This is a genomic window from Saccharospirillum alexandrii, assembly GCF_043641555.1.
Classification (GTDB): domain Bacteria; phylum Pseudomonadota; class Gammaproteobacteria; order Pseudomonadales; family Natronospirillaceae; genus Saccharospirillum; species Saccharospirillum alexandrii_A.
In genome coordinates, this window is the sequence record NZ_JBHZRJ010000001.1 from 1 (window position 1) to 17,941 (window position 17,941).

13 protein-coding genes and 1 rRNA gene are annotated in these 17,941 nt (G+C 56.8%); 10 read left to right on the forward strand and 4 right to left on the reverse strand.

Features of this window, described 5'->3' with window-relative positions:
* The first annotated feature begins 282 nt into the window (after positions 1 to 282).
* From rrf to ACHUE7_RS00045, 9 genes are all read left to right on the forward strand, one after another.
* Positions 283 to 398 (forward strand): 5S ribosomal RNA (gene rrf, locus ACHUE7_RS00005).
* Between the two features lie 392 nt (positions 399 to 790).
* Complete coding sequence (locus tag ACHUE7_RS00010; protein WP_127560785.1) at positions 791 to 1,204, forward strand: c-type cytochrome; 414 nt, start codon at positions 791 to 793, stop codon at positions 1,202 to 1,204.
* 316 nt (positions 1,205 to 1,520) lie between these two features.
* Entirely contained in the window at positions 1,521 to 2,516 is a 996-nt protein-coding gene (locus ACHUE7_RS00015; protein WP_394168131.1) for a glutathione S-transferase family protein, read from the forward strand.
* Between the two features lie 101 nt (positions 2,517 to 2,617).
* Positions 2,618 to 3,520, forward strand: coding sequence for a prolipoprotein diacylglyceryl transferase (lgt, locus tag ACHUE7_RS00020; RefSeq protein WP_394168132.1), 903 nt, complete (start codon positions 2,618 to 2,620; stop codon positions 3,518 to 3,520).
* Positions 3,517 to 4,311 (forward strand): thymidylate synthase, encoded by a 795-nt coding sequence (thyA, locus tag ACHUE7_RS00025; protein ID WP_348475841.1) that lies wholly within the window; start codon positions 3,517 to 3,519, stop codon positions 4,309 to 4,311. The genes lgt and thyA overlap by 4 nt, the downstream gene beginning before the upstream one ends.
* A gap of 157 nt (positions 4,312 to 4,468) precedes the next feature.
* On the forward strand, positions 4,469 to 6,874 hold the full coding sequence (locus tag ACHUE7_RS00030; protein WP_394168133.1) for a Lon protease family protein: 2,406 nt from the start codon (positions 4,469 to 4,471) through the stop codon (positions 6,872 to 6,874).
* Between the two features lie 203 nt (positions 6,875 to 7,077).
* Positions 7,078 to 9,027: an acetate--CoA ligase gene (acs, locus tag ACHUE7_RS00035; RefSeq protein ID WP_394168134.1), complete on the forward strand. Its 1,950-nt coding sequence runs from the start codon at positions 7,078 to 7,080 to the stop codon at positions 9,025 to 9,027.
* 212 nt (positions 9,028 to 9,239) lie between these two features.
* On the forward strand, positions 9,240 to 9,887 hold the full coding sequence (locus ACHUE7_RS00040; protein WP_348475838.1) for a response regulator transcription factor: 648 nt from the start codon (positions 9,240 to 9,242) through the stop codon (positions 9,885 to 9,887).
* A 198-nt stretch (positions 9,888 to 10,085) separates the two neighbouring features.
* Positions 10,086 to 10,325 carry a hypothetical protein gene (locus tag ACHUE7_RS00045; RefSeq protein WP_348475837.1) on the forward strand — a complete coding sequence of 80 codons (240 nt, stop codon included), beginning with the start codon at positions 10,086 to 10,088 and terminating at the stop codon, positions 10,323 to 10,325.
* 77 nt (positions 10,326 to 10,402) lie between these two features.
* On the opposite strand, the gene ACHUE7_RS00050 is transcribed toward ACHUE7_RS00045, so the two are convergent.
* Positions 10,403 to 10,804: a hypothetical protein gene (locus tag ACHUE7_RS00050; protein ID WP_394168136.1), complete on the reverse strand. Its 402-nt coding sequence runs from the start codon at positions 10,802 to 10,804 to the stop codon at positions 10,403 to 10,405.
* 135 nt (positions 10,805 to 10,939) lie between these two features.
* Positions 10,940 to 14,434, reverse strand: coding sequence for a PAS domain-containing hybrid sensor histidine kinase/response regulator (locus ACHUE7_RS00055; RefSeq protein WP_394169135.1), 3,495 nt, complete (start codon positions 14,432 to 14,434; stop codon positions 10,940 to 10,942).
* Between the two features lie 374 nt (positions 14,435 to 14,808).
* On the opposite strand from ACHUE7_RS00055, the gene hemH reads away from it, so the two are divergent.
* Positions 14,809 to 15,819, forward strand: a complete 1,011-nt coding sequence (hemH, locus tag ACHUE7_RS00060) for a ferrochelatase (RefSeq protein WP_394168137.1) — start codon at positions 14,809 to 14,811, stop codon at positions 15,817 to 15,819.
* Positions 15,820 to 15,880: 61 nt separating this feature from the next.
* Here hemH and ACHUE7_RS00065 read toward each other — a convergent pair whose 3' ends face one another.
* Positions 15,881 to 16,927: an ExeA family protein gene (locus tag ACHUE7_RS00065; RefSeq protein WP_394168138.1), complete on the reverse strand. Its 1,047-nt coding sequence runs from the start codon at positions 16,925 to 16,927 to the stop codon at positions 15,881 to 15,883.
* Between the two features lie 75 nt (positions 16,928 to 17,002).
* The gene (locus tag ACHUE7_RS00070) at positions 17,003 to 17,920 is read right to left on the reverse strand and encodes an XrtA system polysaccharide deacetylase (protein WP_394168139.1); all 918 of its coding nucleotides are present in this window, start codon (positions 17,918 to 17,920) and stop codon (positions 17,003 to 17,005) included.
* Between the last annotated feature and the right edge of the window lie 21 nt (positions 17,921 to 17,941).

The following is a 17,941-nucleotide window of genomic DNA, read 5'->3' on the forward strand; positions in this document are numbered from 1 at the left end:
GCGTTGAGCTAACCTGTACTAATTGCCCGTGCGGCTTGGCCATATAACGCCCAAGGGGTGTTGGGTCGCCGATGGAAGGACAAAGAAAGATACGACAGTGCTTGGTACTGACGAACGGTATTTTGAGAAGCAACAGACTTGATTAGAGCGAATTCGGTGAAAAGAGAGCTTTGAGCTGAGAGTCAGGGCGCTAAGGCGCATACTGCTGACTAACAGCTAACAGCTAACAGCTAACAGCTAACAGCTAACAGCTAACAGCTTCTCTTAACACCAACCAGTTTGCTTGACGACGATAGAGCTGTGGAACCACCTGATCCCTTGCCGAACTCAGAAGTGAAACGCAGCCTCGCCGATGGTAGTGTGGGGTCTCCCCATGTGAGAGTAGGTCATCGTCAAGCTTTTAATACCAACCCCAGGCCTGAGAAGGTCTGGGGTTTTTTTATGCATGGGGAGACCCGCTTTTTGGTGTGTGTGGTCCCGAATCGTCGGACCGCCCCATGTAAGAGTAGGTCATCGTCAAGCTTTTAATACCAACCCCAGGCCTGAGAAGGTCTGGGGTTTTTTTATGCCTGTGGCTTCGGTTCAACGGACGATGACCTACTCTCATGAGAGCAGCGGAGCGCCGCCCGGGTCCTCGTAAAGCTTTTAATACCAACCCCAGTATCGAAAGGTACTGGGGTTTTTTTATGCATTGGTTAATACCCTTTTACAGCGAATGGTTTTTCAACGGCGTCTTAACTCGTTATACTTCGCCCACCTTCGAATTTGATTACATAATACAGGTCTGATAATGAATAAACTGATAGGTCTGATCACCGTAACCCTGTTGGCGGGTTTCGCCTGGGGTGAGTCTTATGAAGATCAGGTGCGCGAGCGCCTGGCGCCAGCTGGTAATGTGTGTGTTGAAGGCCAGGAGTGCGCAACAGCGACAGTTGCTGCTTCCGCGCCTCAAAGCTCTGAGCCCAGAAGCGGTGATGCGGTGTACGCTGCGGCTTGTGCTGCCTGTCACACCTCGGGCGTATTGGGTGCACCCGTTTTCGGAGATGCCGGTCAGTGGTCTGCTCGTCTGGAACAGGATACCGCGACACTGTACGACCATGCGATTAACGGCATTGGTTCCATGCCAGCCAAAGGCGGCAACGCCAGTTTGAGCGATGAGGAAGTCCAAGCAGCCGTCGATCACATGATAGCGGCCGTTCAGTAAACGGAACTCGACTCACGTCGGTCTATCAGAACCGGCTGCAGAGGTCTATTTGCTCAACAGAAAAGCCAGAACGAGCCGGTAATTCGGCTCCTTCTGGCTTTTTTGCTGTTGGCCTGTTTTTTTGGGCGGTTGAGACTGGATCACTGCTCGTCTTCAAATATTCTGAAGACCGTGGTCAGTTTCTTCTGCTTTTCTCACCCCGCCTTTCCGATACTATGGTGGTTAATAATCTAGGGCTGTCGCTTAGTGATGGCTTGGGCCCGGTGTCTTCATGCAGTCAACTGTGTGGAGGCTATAACCACCAGAGGAGAACACCATGGGGCTTTTAGTAAACGGACAATGGCAAGACAAGTGGTACGACACCAGTAAAAGCGGTGGCAAATTCGAGCGTGAAGACGCGCACTTCCGTAACTGGGTCACCAGAGACGGTGAAGCCGGTCCTTCAGGCCGGGCCGGTTTCAAGGCCGAGAGCGGGCGCTACCACCTCTATGTCTCCATGGCGTGCCCCTGGGCCCATCGCACCATGATTTTTCGCAAGCTGAAAGGTTTGGAAGATCACATTGGTTTGTCGGCCGTGCATCCTGACATGCTAGAAAACGGCTGGACGTTTGAAGGCCCCACTCTGGAAAGCCCGACCGTTGTTGGTGATAACCTGCACCAAAGCCGGTTTTATCATGAGCTCTACACCCGGGCCAAATCCGACTATACCGGTCGGGTAACTGTGCCTGTACTGTGGGATACCGAGCAAAACACCATAGCCAGCAATGAAAGTGCCGAGATCATTCGCATGCTGAACCGCGAATTCGATCATATCACCGGTAACACGCTCGATTTTTACCCTGAAGCGCTGCGCGCTGAGATCGATGAGGTCAATGACCGGGTGTATCACACCGTTAACAACGGGGTCTACAAGAGTGGCTTTGCAACCACTCAGGACGCCTACGAAAAGGCGTTCGATGAGCTGTTCGACAGTCTGGACTGGCTGGAAGACCGGCTGAGCACCCGGCGTTACCTGGTCGGTGAGCAGATTACAGAAGCTGACTGGCGGTTGTTTACCACCCTGGTCCGGTTCGATCCGGTGTATGTGGGGCACTTCAAGTGCAACCACCGGCGCATTCAGGACTACCCGAACCTGCAGAACTATGTACGGGATCTTTACCAGCAGCCAGGCATTGCCGGGACGGTGGATCTGGTGCATATCAAGCGCCATTACTACTTCAGCCACAAGACCATCAATCCCCATGGGGTCATCCCGAAAGGCCCGGCGCTGAGCTTTGATGCGCCCCACGATCGCGATCGCTTCAACCGCTAATTGGCCAGGCCTGTGAGGAACCGGTACGCTGGCCCGCACCGGTTCCTCAGCTGTGCCGTGTGGGGTATCATCCGCACTCGGTTTTAGCGGATAACCTCCTGATGATTCACCCTCAATTCGACCCGGTTGCCCTAGCCCTGGGGCCCCTTCAAATCCAGTGGTACGGTCTGATGTATCTGGCTGGCTTTGCAGCCGGTCTGTATCTGGGTATCTGGCGTGCGCGCAAGCAGTCGTGGCGCGGTTTTACTTCGGAACAGGTGCAGGATCTGCTGTTTTACATTGTCGTCGGCATTATAGTGGGTGGACGTGTCGGCTATGTCCTGTTTTACAACCTGAGCGAATTCTTCCAGAACCCCCTTTATTTGTTCCGTATCTGGGAAGGCGGTATGAGCTTCCATGGCGGCTTCCTGGGGGTCTGTCTGGCCGTGATCCTGTTTGCCCGCAAGACCGGCAAACCGATCTTCGCCGTGGGCGACTTTGTCGCGCCGCTGGTACCGCCGGGCATTTTCTTTGGTCGCCTGGGTAACTTCATTAACGGAGAGCTCTGGGGACGCCCCACCGATGTCTCCTGGGGCATGATCTTTCCGCAAATAGATGGCCTGGTGCGCCACCCGTCTCAGCTCTACCAGATGGCCGGCGAAGGCCTTGGGCTGTTTATTCTGATGTGGTGGTTTAGCCGCAACCCGCGGCCACGCATGGCGGTGTCCGGTCTGTTCATTGTCGGCTATGGTGTCTTTCGTACCGCCGCCGAATTCTTCCGTGAGCCGGACGAACACCTGGGCATTCGCGCACTTGGGTTCCTGACCCAGGGCATGATACTGAGTATCCCGATGATCCTGATCGGCCTACTGATGATGGTCTGGGCATACCGTCGCAATGTGTTTGATACGGCCCCAGCGGTTGAACCGAGCGTAAACGGCTCAACATCAGCCTCAGCGGCCAAATCCGGTAAGACATCTTCCAAAAAGCAGTCCGGGAAGTCGGGCAAAGGCAAGCGCACATGAAGCAGTATCTGGACCTGATGCAACGCATCAAAGACGAAGGCACCCGCAAAGCGGACCGCACCGGTACCGGTACCCTCAGCATTTTCGGTCACCAGATGCGGTTCGATCTGAACCAGGGGTTCCCGCTGGTTACCACCAAAAAACTGCACCTGCGCAGCATCATCCACGAGCTGCTGTGGTTTCTGAGTGGCGATACCAATATTCAGTACCTGAAAGACAATGGCGTTCGCATCTGGGATGAATGGGCCGATGAAAACGGTGATTTGGGCCCGGTTTATGGTCAGCAATGGCGCCACTGGCGCACACCGGATGGCGATACCATCGATCAGATCAGTCAGGTGATGCACACTCTGAAAACCAACCCCGACAGCCGGCGTATGCTGGTCGTTGCCTATAACCCGGCCGATGTCGACAAGATGGCGCTCCCGCCCTGCCACAGCTTGTTTCAGTTTTATGTCGCCAACGGCAAACTCAGTTGTCAGCTGTATCAACGCTCCTGCGATGTGTTTCTCGGGTTGCCGTTCAACATCGCCAGCTATGCGTTGCTGACCCACATGGTGGCCCAGCAAGCCGGGTTGGACGTGGGCGATTTTGTCTGGAGCGGCGGTGATGTGCATCTGTATCTGAACCATCTGGAACAGACGGACCTGCAGCTCAGTCGCGAGCCTTATCCTTTGCCGCAACTGCGCCTGGCGCGAAAACCGGAGTCACTGTTTGACTATCGGTTCGACGATTTCGAGATTTTGGATTATCAGTCACATCCGCACATCAAGGCCGAGGTTTCGGTCTGATGCATGCCCCTGGCATCCGGAGTAGGGACATTCCGGCGAGCCTGGTGACAGACCCGTCATCAAGCCTGGTAGCAAAGCATAACTCACACTGTTTGCTCTTGGTGTATTGAAAAAGGCAGGACGCTTTCTTCAACAACTCGGTAGAGTAAGGAACAAAATGCCCAACACAGTCACAACCCCGACAGCCGACCGTTTGCAGCCCGAACAACTCAAAGCTCAGGTCTCGCTGGAGCATCTGCTGATCGAAACCTCTGACGATCTTGAAGGCGTTAGTGGCTTTCTCGGCCAGCCGCGCGCCAAAGACTCGCTGGAATTCGGCATCGCCATGCGTGGATCCGGGTATAACCTCTATGTGATGGGCGCTTCCGGCACCGGCCGGCAGTCGCTGGTCTCCAAGTACGTAAAAGACCTGGCTGACACCCAGCAGTCGCCAACCGAATGGGCCTACATCAATAATTTTGAAAACGCCCGGGAGCCAATGACACTGGAGCTGCCGGCCTCCCGTGGTGACGACTTGCTGAAGGCCATCAACGGCTTTATTGGTGAGTTGATGGATACCTTTCCGGCAGCGTTTGAAAACCCGACTTACCAGCGTAAACGCACCGCCATCGACCGGGAATTCAATCAGAAATACGATGCTGCCATGGCGGTGGTGGAGCGGTTTGCCAACCAGCATGAAATTGCCGTCGTCTCCGATGGCAATTCGGTCATGCTGCTGCCAGTGATCGATGGCAAAGCCCTGGATGAAACCGAATTTGCACAACTGCCAGAAGAACTGCGCAGCGAATTTCAGCGTCGCATCAGTGAGATTGAAGAGCACCTGAACGAGCAACTGCTGGAAATGCCCACCTGGCGGCGCACCAGTTCGGAAAAGCTGCGAGAACTCAATAACGAGACCGTGCAGCAGGCCATAAAACCATTGCTGAAGGAGCTCGAAGTTCGGTATCAGAGCCAACTGTCGGTGCTGCGTTATCTGCGTGCGGTTAAACAGCATCTGCCGCCGCTGATTCTCGAATTGTATTCCGATGAACTGGGGCTGGAAGTGCGTTCAGACCAGGAGCGCAAACAAACGCTGCAAACCTATTTGCGCCCCAATTTACTGACTCAGCACGAAATGAACGCCGGCGCACCGGTGGTTTACGAAATGCTTCCAACGTACCAGAACCTCTTTGGCCGCATCGAGTACAGCACCCAGCAAGGCATTCCGGTCACCAACTTTCAATTGATTCGGCCCGGCAGTTTGCTGCGTGCCAACGGCGGCTATCTGATTCTCGATGCTGAAAAACTGCTGATCGAGCCCTTTGCCTGGGAAGCGTTGAAGCTGGCGTTGAAGACCAAACAAGTAAAGATGGAATCACCCTTTATTGATGCCTCGCTGATGCACACCATCACACTCTGCCCGCAAAGCATTCCGTTGAACGTGAAGGTCATTCTGATTGGCTCGCGTGATATCTATTACCAGCTGCAGGAATGGGACCCTGAATTCAATGAACTGTTTCGGGTGCCGGTCGATTTCGATAATTTCATTCCACGCAACTCGGAAACCGTCGACAACCTGATTCTGCGCATCAAAGCCTATGGCGATGACAAGGGCTTTCGTCCTTTAACACGGGCCGCTCTGGAGCGGCTGGTTGAATTCAGCCTGCGCGAGGCGGAACACCAGTCAAGGCTGTCGGCCCAGGTGATCAAGGTGTTTAAGGTGTTTGCCGAAGCCGATTTTCTGTGCCGGCATGACGACGCCCGGGTGATCGATGCCGAACACATTGAGCGCGCCCTGAATGCGGCGGAGTACCGCAATGGTCGCATTGCCGACCAGATGCTAATGGAGATTCAGGAAGGCACTGTCCTGATCGACACCCAGGGCAAGCGTGTCGGTTGCGTGAACGGTTTGACCGTGATGGAAATTGGCGAGAGCCGCTTTGGCTCCCCGGCCCGCATAACCGGCACCGTGCATGTAGGGGCCAAGGGCGTCGTCGACATCGAGCGGGAAGTAGAGCTCGGGCAGGCCATACACAGCAAGGGCGTGATGATCCTCAGTGGCTTTCTGGGCCACGATTTTGGTCGCCAGTTTCCGCTGACGCTGTCGGCGCACATCGCCATGGAACAGAGTTATGGCGCCATTGATGGCGACAGCGCCACCGTCGCCGAATATTGCGCGCTGATCAGTGCCATCGCACAGATTCCGGTGAATCAGGGCTATGCGATTACTGGCTCAATGAACCAGTTGGGCGAAGTGCAGGCGGTCGGCGGCATCAATGAAAAAATTGAAGGCTTCTTCAAGCTTTGCGAGATTCGTGGGCTGACCGGTGAACAGGGCGTGATTATACCGGCCGATAACGTCAAGCACCTGATGCTGAAGCAGGAAGTCATCGAGGCGGTCAGCGCCGGGCGCTTTCAGATTCATGCGGTGCGGCACGTTTATCAGGCGCTGGCGCTACTGACCGGCATGCAACCCGGCGAGGCTGACAGCAAAGGGCTGTTCCCGGCGGAGTCGGTCAACGGCCAGGCCCAGACAGCCCTGAAACAGCTGTTTGAGAACTACCAGGATACCGATGAAGAATAACGCCCGTCGCTGTGCACACGCCAGCCGGAGCGTGAGCCGAATCGACTAATGTCGCATTGTGGTTCAACCGCCAAAAACAACAATAGGAGGCTACACTCGACTAGCCATGGCCGCTTGCTCCTCCCTGCTACGGGCAACTGACGCGCAGGGAGTTCAGCTGAAACGGCCAGAATCATTTCAAAACAAGAACATAGGGGAAGAATATGGACAGCAAGGTCTATCCGGTGCCCGCTGCGGCACGTGAACGTGCCCTGGTCACTTCTGAAGATTATGACCGCCTGTATCAGCAGTCAATCGAAGACAACGAGGGTTTCTGGCGCGAACAGGGCCATCGACTCGACTGGTTCAAGCCCTATACCCAGGTTCGGGACGTCAGTTTCGACAAGAACAATCTGCACATCAAATGGTTTCAGGACGGCACGCTGAACGTTGCTCATAACTGCATCGACCGCCATCTGGCGACCAAAGGCGATCAGACCGCCATTATCTTCGAAGGCGATGAACTGACCGACGAGAAAACCGAAATCACCTATCGCCAACTGCATGGCCACGTCAGCCGGCTGGCGAACACCCTGAAAGACCTGGGCGTCAGCAAAGGCGACCGGGTCACCATCTACATGCCCATGATTCCCGAAGCCGCCTACGCCATGCTGGCTTGTGCCCGCATTGGCGCGATTCACTCGGTGGTGTTCGGTGGTTTCTCACCCGATGCCCTGGCCGGTCGCATTGAAGACTGTGACTCCAACCTGGTCATCACCGCCGACGAAGGCGTGCGGGGTGCCAAAGCCATTCCGCTGAAGCAGAACGTCGACAAGGCGCTGGAACATTCCGGTACCGAGTGTGTCAAAAAGGTACTGGTGGTGCGTCGCACGGGCGCTAAGGTAGGCTGGAAAGAAGGCCGGGATGTCTGGTATCACGAGTCGGTAGACAAGGCCAGCGATGACTGCCCGGCCGAAGAGATGAACGCAGAAGACCCGCTGTTCATCCTCTATACCTCCGGTTCAACCGGTAAGCCCAAGGGCGTGCTGCACACCACCGGCGGCTATCTGGTGTACGCCTCGCTGACGCATCAGTACGTATTCGACTACCAGGACGGCGATGTCTACTGGTGCGCGGCCGATGTAGGCTGGATCACCGGTCACAGCTACATTCTGTACGGACCGCTGGCCAACGGCGCCAAAACCCTGATGTTCGAAGGCGTGCCGACCTACCCGTCGGTGAAGCGCATAGCTCAGGTCATCGACAAGCACCAGGTCAATGTTCTGTACACCGCTCCCACCGCCATCCGCGCGCTGATGGCCAAAGGCAACGAAGCCACCGAAGGCTCCGATCTTTCCAGCATTCGCCTGCTGGGCTCGGTTGGCGAACCGATCAACCCGGAAGCCTGGGAGTGGTACCACAGCCATTACGGCCGCAATGAAGTGCCCATCGTCGATACCTGGTGGCAAACCGAAACCGGCGGCATCCTCATCACCCCGCTGCCCGGCGCGACCGATCTCAAACCCGGCTCTGCCACACGGCCCTTCTTTGGTGTTCAGCCAGCGCTGGTCGATAACGCCGGGCGCGAATTGAAAGGCGCGGTAGAAGGCAACCTGGTCATCACCGACAGCTGGCCGGGCCAGATGCGCAGCATCTATGGCGACCACGACCGTTTCGCCCAAACCTACTTCAGCACCTACGAAGGCTATTACTTCACCGGCGACGGCGCCCGTCGGGACGAAGACGGCTATTACTGGATCACCGGTCGTGTCGACGACGTACTCAACGTCTCCGGCCACCGCCTCGGCACGGCCGAGATTGAAAGCGCCCTGGTCGCGCATCCATCGGTCTCCGAAGCCGCGGTTGTTGGCTACCCGCACGATCTGAAAGGGCAGGGCATCTACGTCTACGTCAGCCCCATGGCCGGTGTGGTACCGAGCGATGAACTGACCAAAGAGCTGGTGCAATGGGTGCGCAAGGAAATTGGCCCCATCGCCTCACCCGACCTAATTCAGTGGACCGACGGCCTGCCGAAAACCCGCTCCGGCAAGATCATGCGCCGCATTTTGCGCAAGATTGCCGCCAACGAGCAGGACAGCCTGGGCGATACCTCAACCCTGGCCGATCCATCTGTGGTGGATGATCTGATTGAGCATCGTCTGAATCAGAAATAAGCACCCGCTGAACCAAGGTAATCGACAACCCGGCCCCGCGCCGGGTTTTTGTTGGTTCACAGACGCCAAAAAACAGGTCAAACTAGGTCACAATAGAAAACAGCGTCAAGCGCTGACCGACTACAACAAAAAAATGCACCAACAAGCCATGCCCGGAGCGCCAATAACCGGTCTGGCCAAGCTGCCACGCAGCCTCAGCAATAGGAATGCCCATGTCATATCAGCTACTCATCGCCGATGACCACCCCCTGTTCCGGGATGCATTGATGATGGCCCTGCAGCAGGGTGACCTGAGCGACAGCACCATTGCCCTGGCCTCAACGCTGGAAGAAACCCTGACCGTGCTTGAGCAGCGACAGGATCTCGACCTGCTCATGCTCGATTTGCGCATGCCGGGCAGCGACGGCTTCTTTGGCCTGATTCAGATTCGCAAAACCTTTCCGGACGTACCGGTTGTGGTGATCTCCGGCAGCGACGACCCGGCCGTCATCGCCCGTACCCGCACCTTTGGCGCGCTGGGGTTTATTGCCAAGTCAGCCCCGACAGACGCCATTCGTCAGTCGGTACTGGCCATTCTGAACGGCGATGAAGTCTGGCCGGAGGGCGTCGATGCCACCCCGGAAGACGACGAACTGCTCGACATCGTGCGCCGACTCGGGGAACTGACCGACCAGCAACGCCGGGTGTTGCAACACCTGCAACAAGGGCGGCTGAACAAGCAGATCGCCTACGATCTGAATATCTCCGAAGCCACGGTAAAAGCCCACGTAACCGCCATTTTCCGCAAACTCGGCGTGTTAAACCGGACTCAGGCGGTCATTCTGGTCAACCGCCTGGCGATGGACTCAGAGAACACCTGACTGCTTTGATTCCAGCGACATACTGACAAAAAGCGTCACATTCTGGCCGATACCGCAAAGGCTGTGAACCAGTACTCCCCTGAAATGCCGACTGAGCGGCTTTCCCAACATTGGCACGCTTCTCGCTCTATGCTCTGTGTAAGCGAATTAAATCGAAGTATTTGATTCAGTACCCAGTGGGAAATAAGGGGAAGTGACATGACCTCCACGCTTAAACACAGCACCGCCCGCCGCAGCCAGGACGACTCGGCCAGCAAGGTTGTGCACCTTTATCAGGTTCGTCCCGAACTCGCGCTGGCGCACCTCAAGCGCACCACCGGGCTGGATTTCGATTCCGTACCCCAAAGTCTGGTCAATCACGTTAATCTGGCAAAAGAAGACGATGACCGGTATTCCGAGCCGCCGATTCTGACGGACGTAGTGGAGTGTCGCGGCTGATCAGCCCCTGAGGACTGACAGCCGCGCAATGCAGGCAAGCGTTGGAAAAGCAGTTATCAATCTTCCGGGGCAGCGAATCAGCTTTCTGATGATCCCCAAAGGACTTTGCGTGCAGGCCGTGACCGCTCGGCCGATTTATCCTGCACCGGCTGGACAAAGAGTTCATCGACCACATAGTGATCGAGATCGCTCTGCAAAATGACATCGATGCGTTCCAGCCGGCCCGTCAATTTCAGATTGGCCACACCGGAGAGCAACAGTGTCTTGCTGTTGATTCTTCCCTGGTCTACCGCAACATCCCGTACGCCAGAGGCATCCCGATAGCGAAGCAGCAACCGAACAGGGCTGTTGTCCTGAGCGTCAAAGCGTACCCAACTGGCCACATTGAAGCGTTTCTGCCAGCGCTGGGTAACGGCGATCTGGTTCGGAGTGCTAAAGATGTGCTCCGGAACCTGGGTCAAAATGTGCATTTTCTGCATCTTGTGAATCCTCCTCGAACCACTCAGCTTATAGAAATGCCCGACCCAGTTCAGAGCATCAGGTCTCAACTTCAGTAATTGCCTAAAACATCTGTTTTAATTTTTGCTGCCTATTCCGGTTAGGCCCCAACAGACTCAAGCCGCCGTCATCGCTCTAAGCAATGACCTCAGCGTGGCTGGCTTCACGGGCTTGCGCAGATAACTCAGCCCCATGGCTTCCGCTTCTCCGCGTAACTGGTCGTCCGGGTGTGCGGTGATCAGAATGCCCGGAACCGGGGTTTGCCAGTGTGCCAGCAACTGCGGGTAAAGCGTCAGCCCGGTTTCGTTCTCACCCAGGTGGTAGTCGAGTAGCACCAGATCGGGCACGGGCACCTTGAGCGCCTGGTCGCCACTGGTCGCGAAATGGGTCTCGCACCCCCAGCGTTGCAGCAGAGTGACCAGAGCGTCCACATTCTGGGGTTCATTGTCGATCACCAGCACCTTTAGGGTCAGATCGGACCGGGAGGCGGCCGTTATGGTCTGGGCGGGTTTCAATACCACTGTCGGCTGCGCCAAGGGTAGCTCAACTTCGAAGCAGGAGCCCCGTCCCGGACGTGAGTAAACCCGAATCGGGTGCTGCAACAGCTGGCTCAGACGGGTCACAACACCCAGACCGAGGCCCACGCCTTCGGCCTCCTGGCTGTGTTGATCGAGCCGGGTGAAGTCATTGAAAATGCGCTGTAAATCCCGGTCATCAATGCCCAGACCGGAATCCCAAACCTGAATAACCACCCGGTCACCGCGCTGGCGGGCTCCCACTAGAACGCCACCCGAGCGAGTGTACTTAATGGCATTCGACACCAGGTTCTGCACGATGCGACGCAGCGCATTGGGGACCGACTTTACCGCCAGACGGGTGTGCCGAATCCGCAGCTGAAGCTGCTTTTCGCGGGCGACTGGCTGAAACTCGTTGTCGATGCCCAATAACAGCGGGCCCAGCGCCATCGGTTGGGATTCGGGGGCCACCTCCTGACCATCGAGCCGGGCAATTTCAAGCAACGTCGACATCAGCTCTTCCGTGGTGCGCAGCGACTGATCCAGCTTGCCCAGCGTCGCCTCCGCAGGCCATTGCTCAGCCAGAGCCGCCGTATAAAGCCGGGCCGCATTCAACGGCTGCAGAATGTCGTGACTGGCGAGCGCCAGAAAGCGGGTCTTACTGGCATTGGCGCGCTCGGCTTCACTTTTAGCCGCCAGCAGAGCCGTTTCAGCGCGTTCCCGCTCACCGATTTCAGCCCGCAATTCCGCATTGATCAGTCGCGCCGCTTCCGTCCGTTCCGCTACCCGAATCTCAAGCGTGTTCTTGGCATCCTGCAATTCGTCTTGTGCCTTCACGAACTCGGTAATGTCGTTAAAGGTGGTTACAAAGCCACCACCCGGCAGCGGGTTGCCCCGTATTTCAATCACCGACCCATCGCGTCTCACCCGGATAAAGCGGTGCGACGTACCCTGTTTCAGGTGCTCAACACGGCGCCGCACGTGCTCATCCGGTGAGCCGGGCCCGCATTCACCGCGCTCGGCATTGAACCGTACCAGCGTCTCGACCGGAACGCCTACCCGAATCATGCCTTTGGGATACTGGTACATCTCCAGGTATTTGCGGTTCCAGGCGACCAGGTTCATGTCGCCGTCGAGCACCGACACGCCGTGGTCGATGTTTTCCAGCGTTGCCGACAGCACCTTCTGGTTGAACTGGATCGCCTGAGTGGTCTCATCAAAGAAGGTCACCACATCTTCAAAATTCAGGTGCCGCCCCGACAGTGCCGAGTGCATCATGGCGCGTGCCGAACTGGCGCCAATCACACCGGAGAGGGTGCGTTCAACGTAGCGTATGAAATCGGCCGTCGGGGCTTCCTGGGGGTTCAGGTGCAGGTGGTTCACCCGCTCGAAATCTTCGATAAGGGTGCGGGTGCGACCGTAGCCGGCAAACCGTTCCAGCATGGCGATCAACTCGCCGGTGCGAATGCTGATCTTGCGCGGCACTTGCCCGGGGTGGTGCAAATGCTCATCGAGATTCACATAGGCCGCCGCCTGCATTCGATCGTTGAGGCTGGGCTGGGTGCGACGCGATAACCAGATGTACACCACCGTATTGGCCAGCAAGCTGAAGAAAACACCGTGGCTCAGCGGGTCGGTAAACTCGAACCCGAAGAGCGCCTCTGGTTTAAGCCAGTCGAACCCGAACAGGCCATGCTGCAAAAAAGTATCCGGGAGCATGGTGGAACGGACCAGGGTAGGCAGCATCAGCGTCCACACCCAGAGCAAGGTGCCGATCAGCATGCCGCCGTAAGCCCCCCAGGCATTGCCCTTGCGCCAGTACAGACCCCCGATCAACGCTGGCATCAACTGCACCACCAGGGAAAACGCCAGCAGGCCGATGGTCGAGAGTTCATCGATGCCACCAAAGCTGTGGTGATACAGCCAGGCCGCCAGAATCACCCCGACAATGGCCAGGCGCCGCACCATGATCAGCGCTGGCCCAACCTGGCGTCTGGGCTCCGCCATGCGCCCGCGCATCAGCAGGGGCAAGATGACATCGTTGCTGAGCATGGTGGACAGCGTGAGCGTGGTGATCACAATCATCGCCGTCGAGGCTGAAAACCCGCCTATAAACACCAGCGCGCTCAGCCAGTTCTGCTGGGTCGCCTGGGGAATCAGCAGTACGTAGGTATCGGCGTTCACGGCATCAGCCGGAAACAGCATCAGACCAGCCGTGGTAATGGGCAGAATCACCAGGCTGATCAGAATCAGGTACAGGCTGAATCCCCAGCGGGCCTGGTTCAGATGGCGCAGATCGGTGTTTTCCACCACCGTCACATGGAACTGGCGCGGCAACACCAGAATGGCACTGGCGGCCAGTATCGTCTGGGTAATGAAATTGAGCGACGGCCCATTCCAGTCGAAGACCTCGATTTGCCGGAAGGTCGTCATGTAATCTGCCGGGCCGTTAAAGAAGACATAGATCACAAAGAGAGCCAGCGTCACCAGCGCGGCCAGTTTGATCACTGATTCAAACGCTATCGCCAGCATCATGCCCCGGTGATGTTCCGACACATTGACCTGCCGGGTGCCGAACAAGGTGGCAAAGCCGATCATCGCCAGTGCCACCATCAGCGCGGTGTCGCTGATGCCGCTTTGCTGGATCAGCACCGGGTCGACCAGTACTTCCAGGCTGGTGGAAACCGCCTTCAACTGCAGCGCAATGTAGGGCACCCCCGCCAGGGTGCAAATAGAGGTTACCAGCACGGCTATGCCGTTGCGCTTGCCATAGCGCGAGGCCAGAAAATCGGCAATTGAGGTCGTATTCTGCCGGTGCCCGAGCTTCACCAGCTTGATCAGCACCGGCCCACCCAGGGTAAACACGAGAATGGGCCCGAGATAAATGGGCAGAAACTCCCAGCCACCGCTGGCGGCACGGCCCACACCGCCGTAGTAGGTCCAGCTGGTGCAATAGACCGCGAGCGACATTGAATAAATGCTGGCGTTGATCCACCCCGGCCAGCGTTTTTCCTTTTGCCGGTCACCATAGAGGGCGATCATGAACAGGACCGCCACATAGGCGATCGCCAGGGAGAATAACGACCAGGGGTTCATCACGGGGATACTGCACCTCTTATTATTGGGTATTCTTAGACTTCACCGGTTGAAAGCCGGCAACCGGGCATGCCTATCCGGGGTCGGCGTGAACCCGTCCATGGGGCCTAGACCGCAACATCCATGTTGCGGACTTCCCCGGATAGGCATACCCGGCAGCTGGCACGATTTATGGCGCTGTTGAACCGTCAACCAGTGATATCCGTAGTGTCTGAGTCGCAGTGGTATAAAACCCGATGCCAGACGTGCATTATTGGACAGCGGGCCTATCGCGTTACAATACGTTATCAGTAATCATGGTTTTAGCAGTATTCATGCTGTAACCCTCGCCGTAAAGATCTACTCGCCTCTATCGCCCGATTGGAAGGAACGGAATGTCTAAACCAGAGCAACATCCTGCAGTAAAACACGGTCGCATTGGCGTCTTGCTGGTCAATCTGGGCACGCCGGATGCACCCGATACCACCAGTGTGCGCCGCTATTTGCGTGAGTTTTTAATGGACCGGCGCATTATCGAAGTCAGCCCGCTGATCTGGTGGCCCATACTGTTTGGCCCCATTCTGACCTTTCGCCCGAAAAAATCGGCCGCGGCCTATCAGAAAATCTGGCTGACCAACCCGGATGAATCCCCGCTGCGGCGATATACCCGCGAGCAGGCAGAGCGCCTGCAGCAGCAACGGCCCGAGTGGGTCATCGACTGGGCCATGCGTTATGGCACGCCGTCGATCGCCTCGCGCATTGACGCCCTGATGGCTCAGGGCTGTGACCGTTTGCTGGTATTGCCGCTGTACCCGCAATATTCCGCCACCACGTCGGCCTCAGTTACCGATGCGGTTTTTGATACCTTGAAGAAGATGCGCTGGCAGCCAACCCTGCGCTTGGCCCACCCCTGGCACGACCATCCGGCGCATATCGATGCGCTGGTCTCACAAACCCGGGAGCAACTGGCTGCGCTGGAGCAGGAGCCCGAGGTGCTGGTGCTGTCGTTTCACGGTCTGCCACAAGCCTATTTCGATAAGGGCGACCCCTATTACTGCCATTGCCAGAAAACCGCCCGTTTGCTGCGCGAAGGGCTGGGCTGGCCAAAAGACCGGGTGCGGGTTACGTTTCAGTCCCGGCTTGGTCCAACCAAGTGGCTGCAACCCTATACTGCCGAGGTGCTCGAAAAGCTGCCGGAAGAGGGTATTAAACGCATTGCTGTGGCTACGCCAGGGTTTGTGTCGGATTGCGTTGAAACGCTCGAAGAGATAGCCATTGAGGCGCGTCATGGGTTTCTGGAAGCAGGCGGTGAAGTGTGCGATGTACTGCCGTGCCTGAATGCCTCCGATCGAAGCATTGAGATGCTGGACAAAATTGTTACTCAGGAGTTGCAGGGCTGGGTGTAAACCGGCATCCGGTAGTCGCCCTAACCCCCCCTTGAAGGGTTCAGGGCGAACGGCTTGCAGTTCAACTCCGGCGCTTGGGGTTCAGCGGTTTAACATTGCTGGGCGGCGTGTCTTGTTGGCTGACCAGCCGATCGAGCTTGGCATCGATGCGTTCGAGTGCGCTGGCAATACGGCCCAGGGCCGTATCGTCGATCGGGCTTGACGCTTGCTCGTTAACCGGTGAATTGTCGACAACTGCGTTTGAGTGTTCTGCAGCGCCCGACGGCTTCTCGTCGTCACCGGTTTCCGCTTCCATATGGGCCATAAAGGTCTCACCCATCAGGTCCTGGCGAATTTCGACCAGATCGGCGGCGTTGAGGTGAGGGCGGTCGTCGGAATAGGCGCACAGCATCAGGCCGTCACACAACTTGTTGATTAAGCGGGGAATCCCTTTGCTGAGTGCATAAACCTGTTGCACCGTGTCGGCATTAAACAGGGTGTCGCCTTCGTAACCGGCAATAAAGAGGCGATGATCGATGTACTCACCGGTCTCTTTCGCGCTCAGGCCGTTGAGGTGAAAAAAGAGTTTAACGCGCTGTGCCAGCTGCGGAATGTTGTAGATGGCGTCTTTCAATTCGGGCTGGCCCAGCAGGATGACTCGCATCACCGGGCCACCCTTGCCCTCCAGGCCCGACAACATACGAATGTCTTCCAGGTTCTCGCGGCTCAGGTTCTGGGCTTCGTCCACTGCCAGTACCACGGGTACGCCATCGTCCGACAGCTTTTGCAAATAGTCGTTAATGGCCAGCAGCATCGATACCTTGTTCTTATCGTCATACGGCAAGCCAGCCTGGCGGACAATCAGGTGGAACAGATCATCCGATTTCAGGTTGGTGTAGGCAATGTGAAACAGCTTCAGGTCCTGATTCAGGCCACGCATCAGCTTCTTGAGCAAGGTCGTCTTGCCCGAGCCAATCTCGCCGCTGACGACGACAAAGCCTTCAGGACTCCAGACAGCCGAATCCATATACACGAACGCGCGCGAATGCTGCTGACTCATATAGATGAAGTCATCTTCCGGCGCCATCCGGAACGGGTGACGTTGCAGACCGAAATGTTCGAGGTACATGTTATTGCATCCAGTTGGGTGCCTGTCGCGGGCACCGAACAGTTTTAGGGGTGATGACAGATCTGGTCATCGGGGTCAGACCGCTCTTCCAAGTTCACTGGCAAAAAACACCGTCTCTGCCGGTTGATACTGCCGGTAACTGTTCGACACGGTATCAAACTGAAAATCATCCAGCAGTCGCTCCAGGCGAGCATAGCACCGGTCCAGATTCGTGTAGTGTCTGAATCGTGAAAACCAGCTGGCGGCATCAAACCGGGGTTGATCCGGGTCGATCTCCCAGGGGTGCAAATAGAACATCTGAGGAACGCTGTCCCCCTGGCTCGCCTGGCGAAACAACTGTCGGAATACAGGATAAGGAAATTGACGAAAATAACCACCACCGGCGGCCGGAATCGAGAGGCCCATAACCTGCGCGGTGGTTAACGGAAACTCACGCAAGGTTTTCCCGTTGGCGGCTTGCAGCAGGTAAGGTTCGCGCGGGGAACCGGGAATGCCGTAGTTGTCGTGGCGGATCGGGAAAATGCTGGAATCCCAGGTAAAGCCGAGTTCGGTCAGTACATCGAGCGCCCAGAGCGAGCGCTGGGTAATGGAATAACTGGCCGCGCGATAGCCCGTGACCGGTTGCTGAACAATGTCTTCAAGCAAGGCTTTGGAACGACGGGTTTCTTCGGTAAAAACGGCGCGTGTCTGATTGTAAATAAGCTGATGGCTGTAACCGTGTGACGCGATTTCATGACCGTGGTCAGCCAGGCGGCGAATCAGCTGTGGGTAGCGTTCGGCTACCCAGCCGAGCACAAAAAACGTTGCCTTGACGCCTTTGCGTTCAAACAACTGAAGCATCGCCTCAGTGTTGGCTTCTACCCGGGAGGGCATCGCATCCCAGTCGGCCGGTTTTACCACCTTGGCCATTGCCGCGACGTGAAAGTAATCTTCCACATCGATGCTTAGCGCGTGAACGGCTCGGGTCGGGTCGGGCTTGCTGTGTTGGCTCATGTGAACTCTCCTGCGGACGTG

Excerpts from the sequence above, each read along its gene's own strand:
- ACHUE7_RS00015 (WP_394168131.1), top strand. The coding sequence starts at position 1,521 with ATGGGGCTTTTAGTAAACGGACAATGGCAAGACAAGTGGTACGACACC.
- acs (WP_394168134.1), top strand. The coding sequence starts at position 7,078 with ATGGACAGCAAGGTCTATCCGGTGCCCGCTGCGGCACGTGAACGTGCC.
- lgt (WP_394168132.1), top strand. The coding sequence starts at position 2,618 with ATGATTCACCCTCAATTCGACCCGGTTGCCCTAGCCCTGGGGCCCCTT.
- ACHUE7_RS00065 (WP_394168138.1), bottom strand. The coding sequence starts at position 16,927 with ATGTACCTCGAACATTTCGGTCTGCAACGTCACCCGTTCCGGATGGCG.
- ACHUE7_RS00045 (WP_348475837.1), top strand. The coding sequence starts at position 10,086 with ATGACCTCCACGCTTAAACACAGCACCGCCCGCCGCAGCCAGGACGAC.
- hemH (WP_394168137.1), top strand. The coding sequence starts at position 14,809 with ATGTCTAAACCAGAGCAACATCCTGCAGTAAAACACGGTCGCATTGGC.
- ACHUE7_RS00070 (WP_394168139.1), bottom strand. The coding sequence starts at position 17,920 with ATGAGCCAACACAGCAAGCCCGACCCGACCCGAGCCGTTCACGCGCTA.
- ACHUE7_RS00055 (WP_394169135.1), bottom strand. The coding sequence starts at position 14,434 with ATGAACCCCTGGTCGTTATTCTCCCTGGCGATCGCCTATGTGGCGGTC.
- ACHUE7_RS00050 (WP_394168136.1), bottom strand. The coding sequence starts at position 10,804 with ATGCAGAAAATGCACATTTTGACCCAGGTTCCGGAGCACATCTTTAGC.
- ACHUE7_RS00010 (WP_127560785.1), top strand. The coding sequence starts at position 791 with ATGAATAAACTGATAGGTCTGATCACCGTAACCCTGTTGGCGGGTTTC.
- thyA (WP_348475841.1), top strand. The coding sequence starts at position 3,517 with ATGAAGCAGTATCTGGACCTGATGCAACGCATCAAAGACGAAGGCACC.
- ACHUE7_RS00040 (WP_348475838.1), top strand. The coding sequence starts at position 9,240 with ATGTCATATCAGCTACTCATCGCCGATGACCACCCCCTGTTCCGGGAT.
- ACHUE7_RS00030 (WP_394168133.1), top strand. The coding sequence starts at position 4,469 with ATGCCCAACACAGTCACAACCCCGACAGCCGACCGTTTGCAGCCCGAA.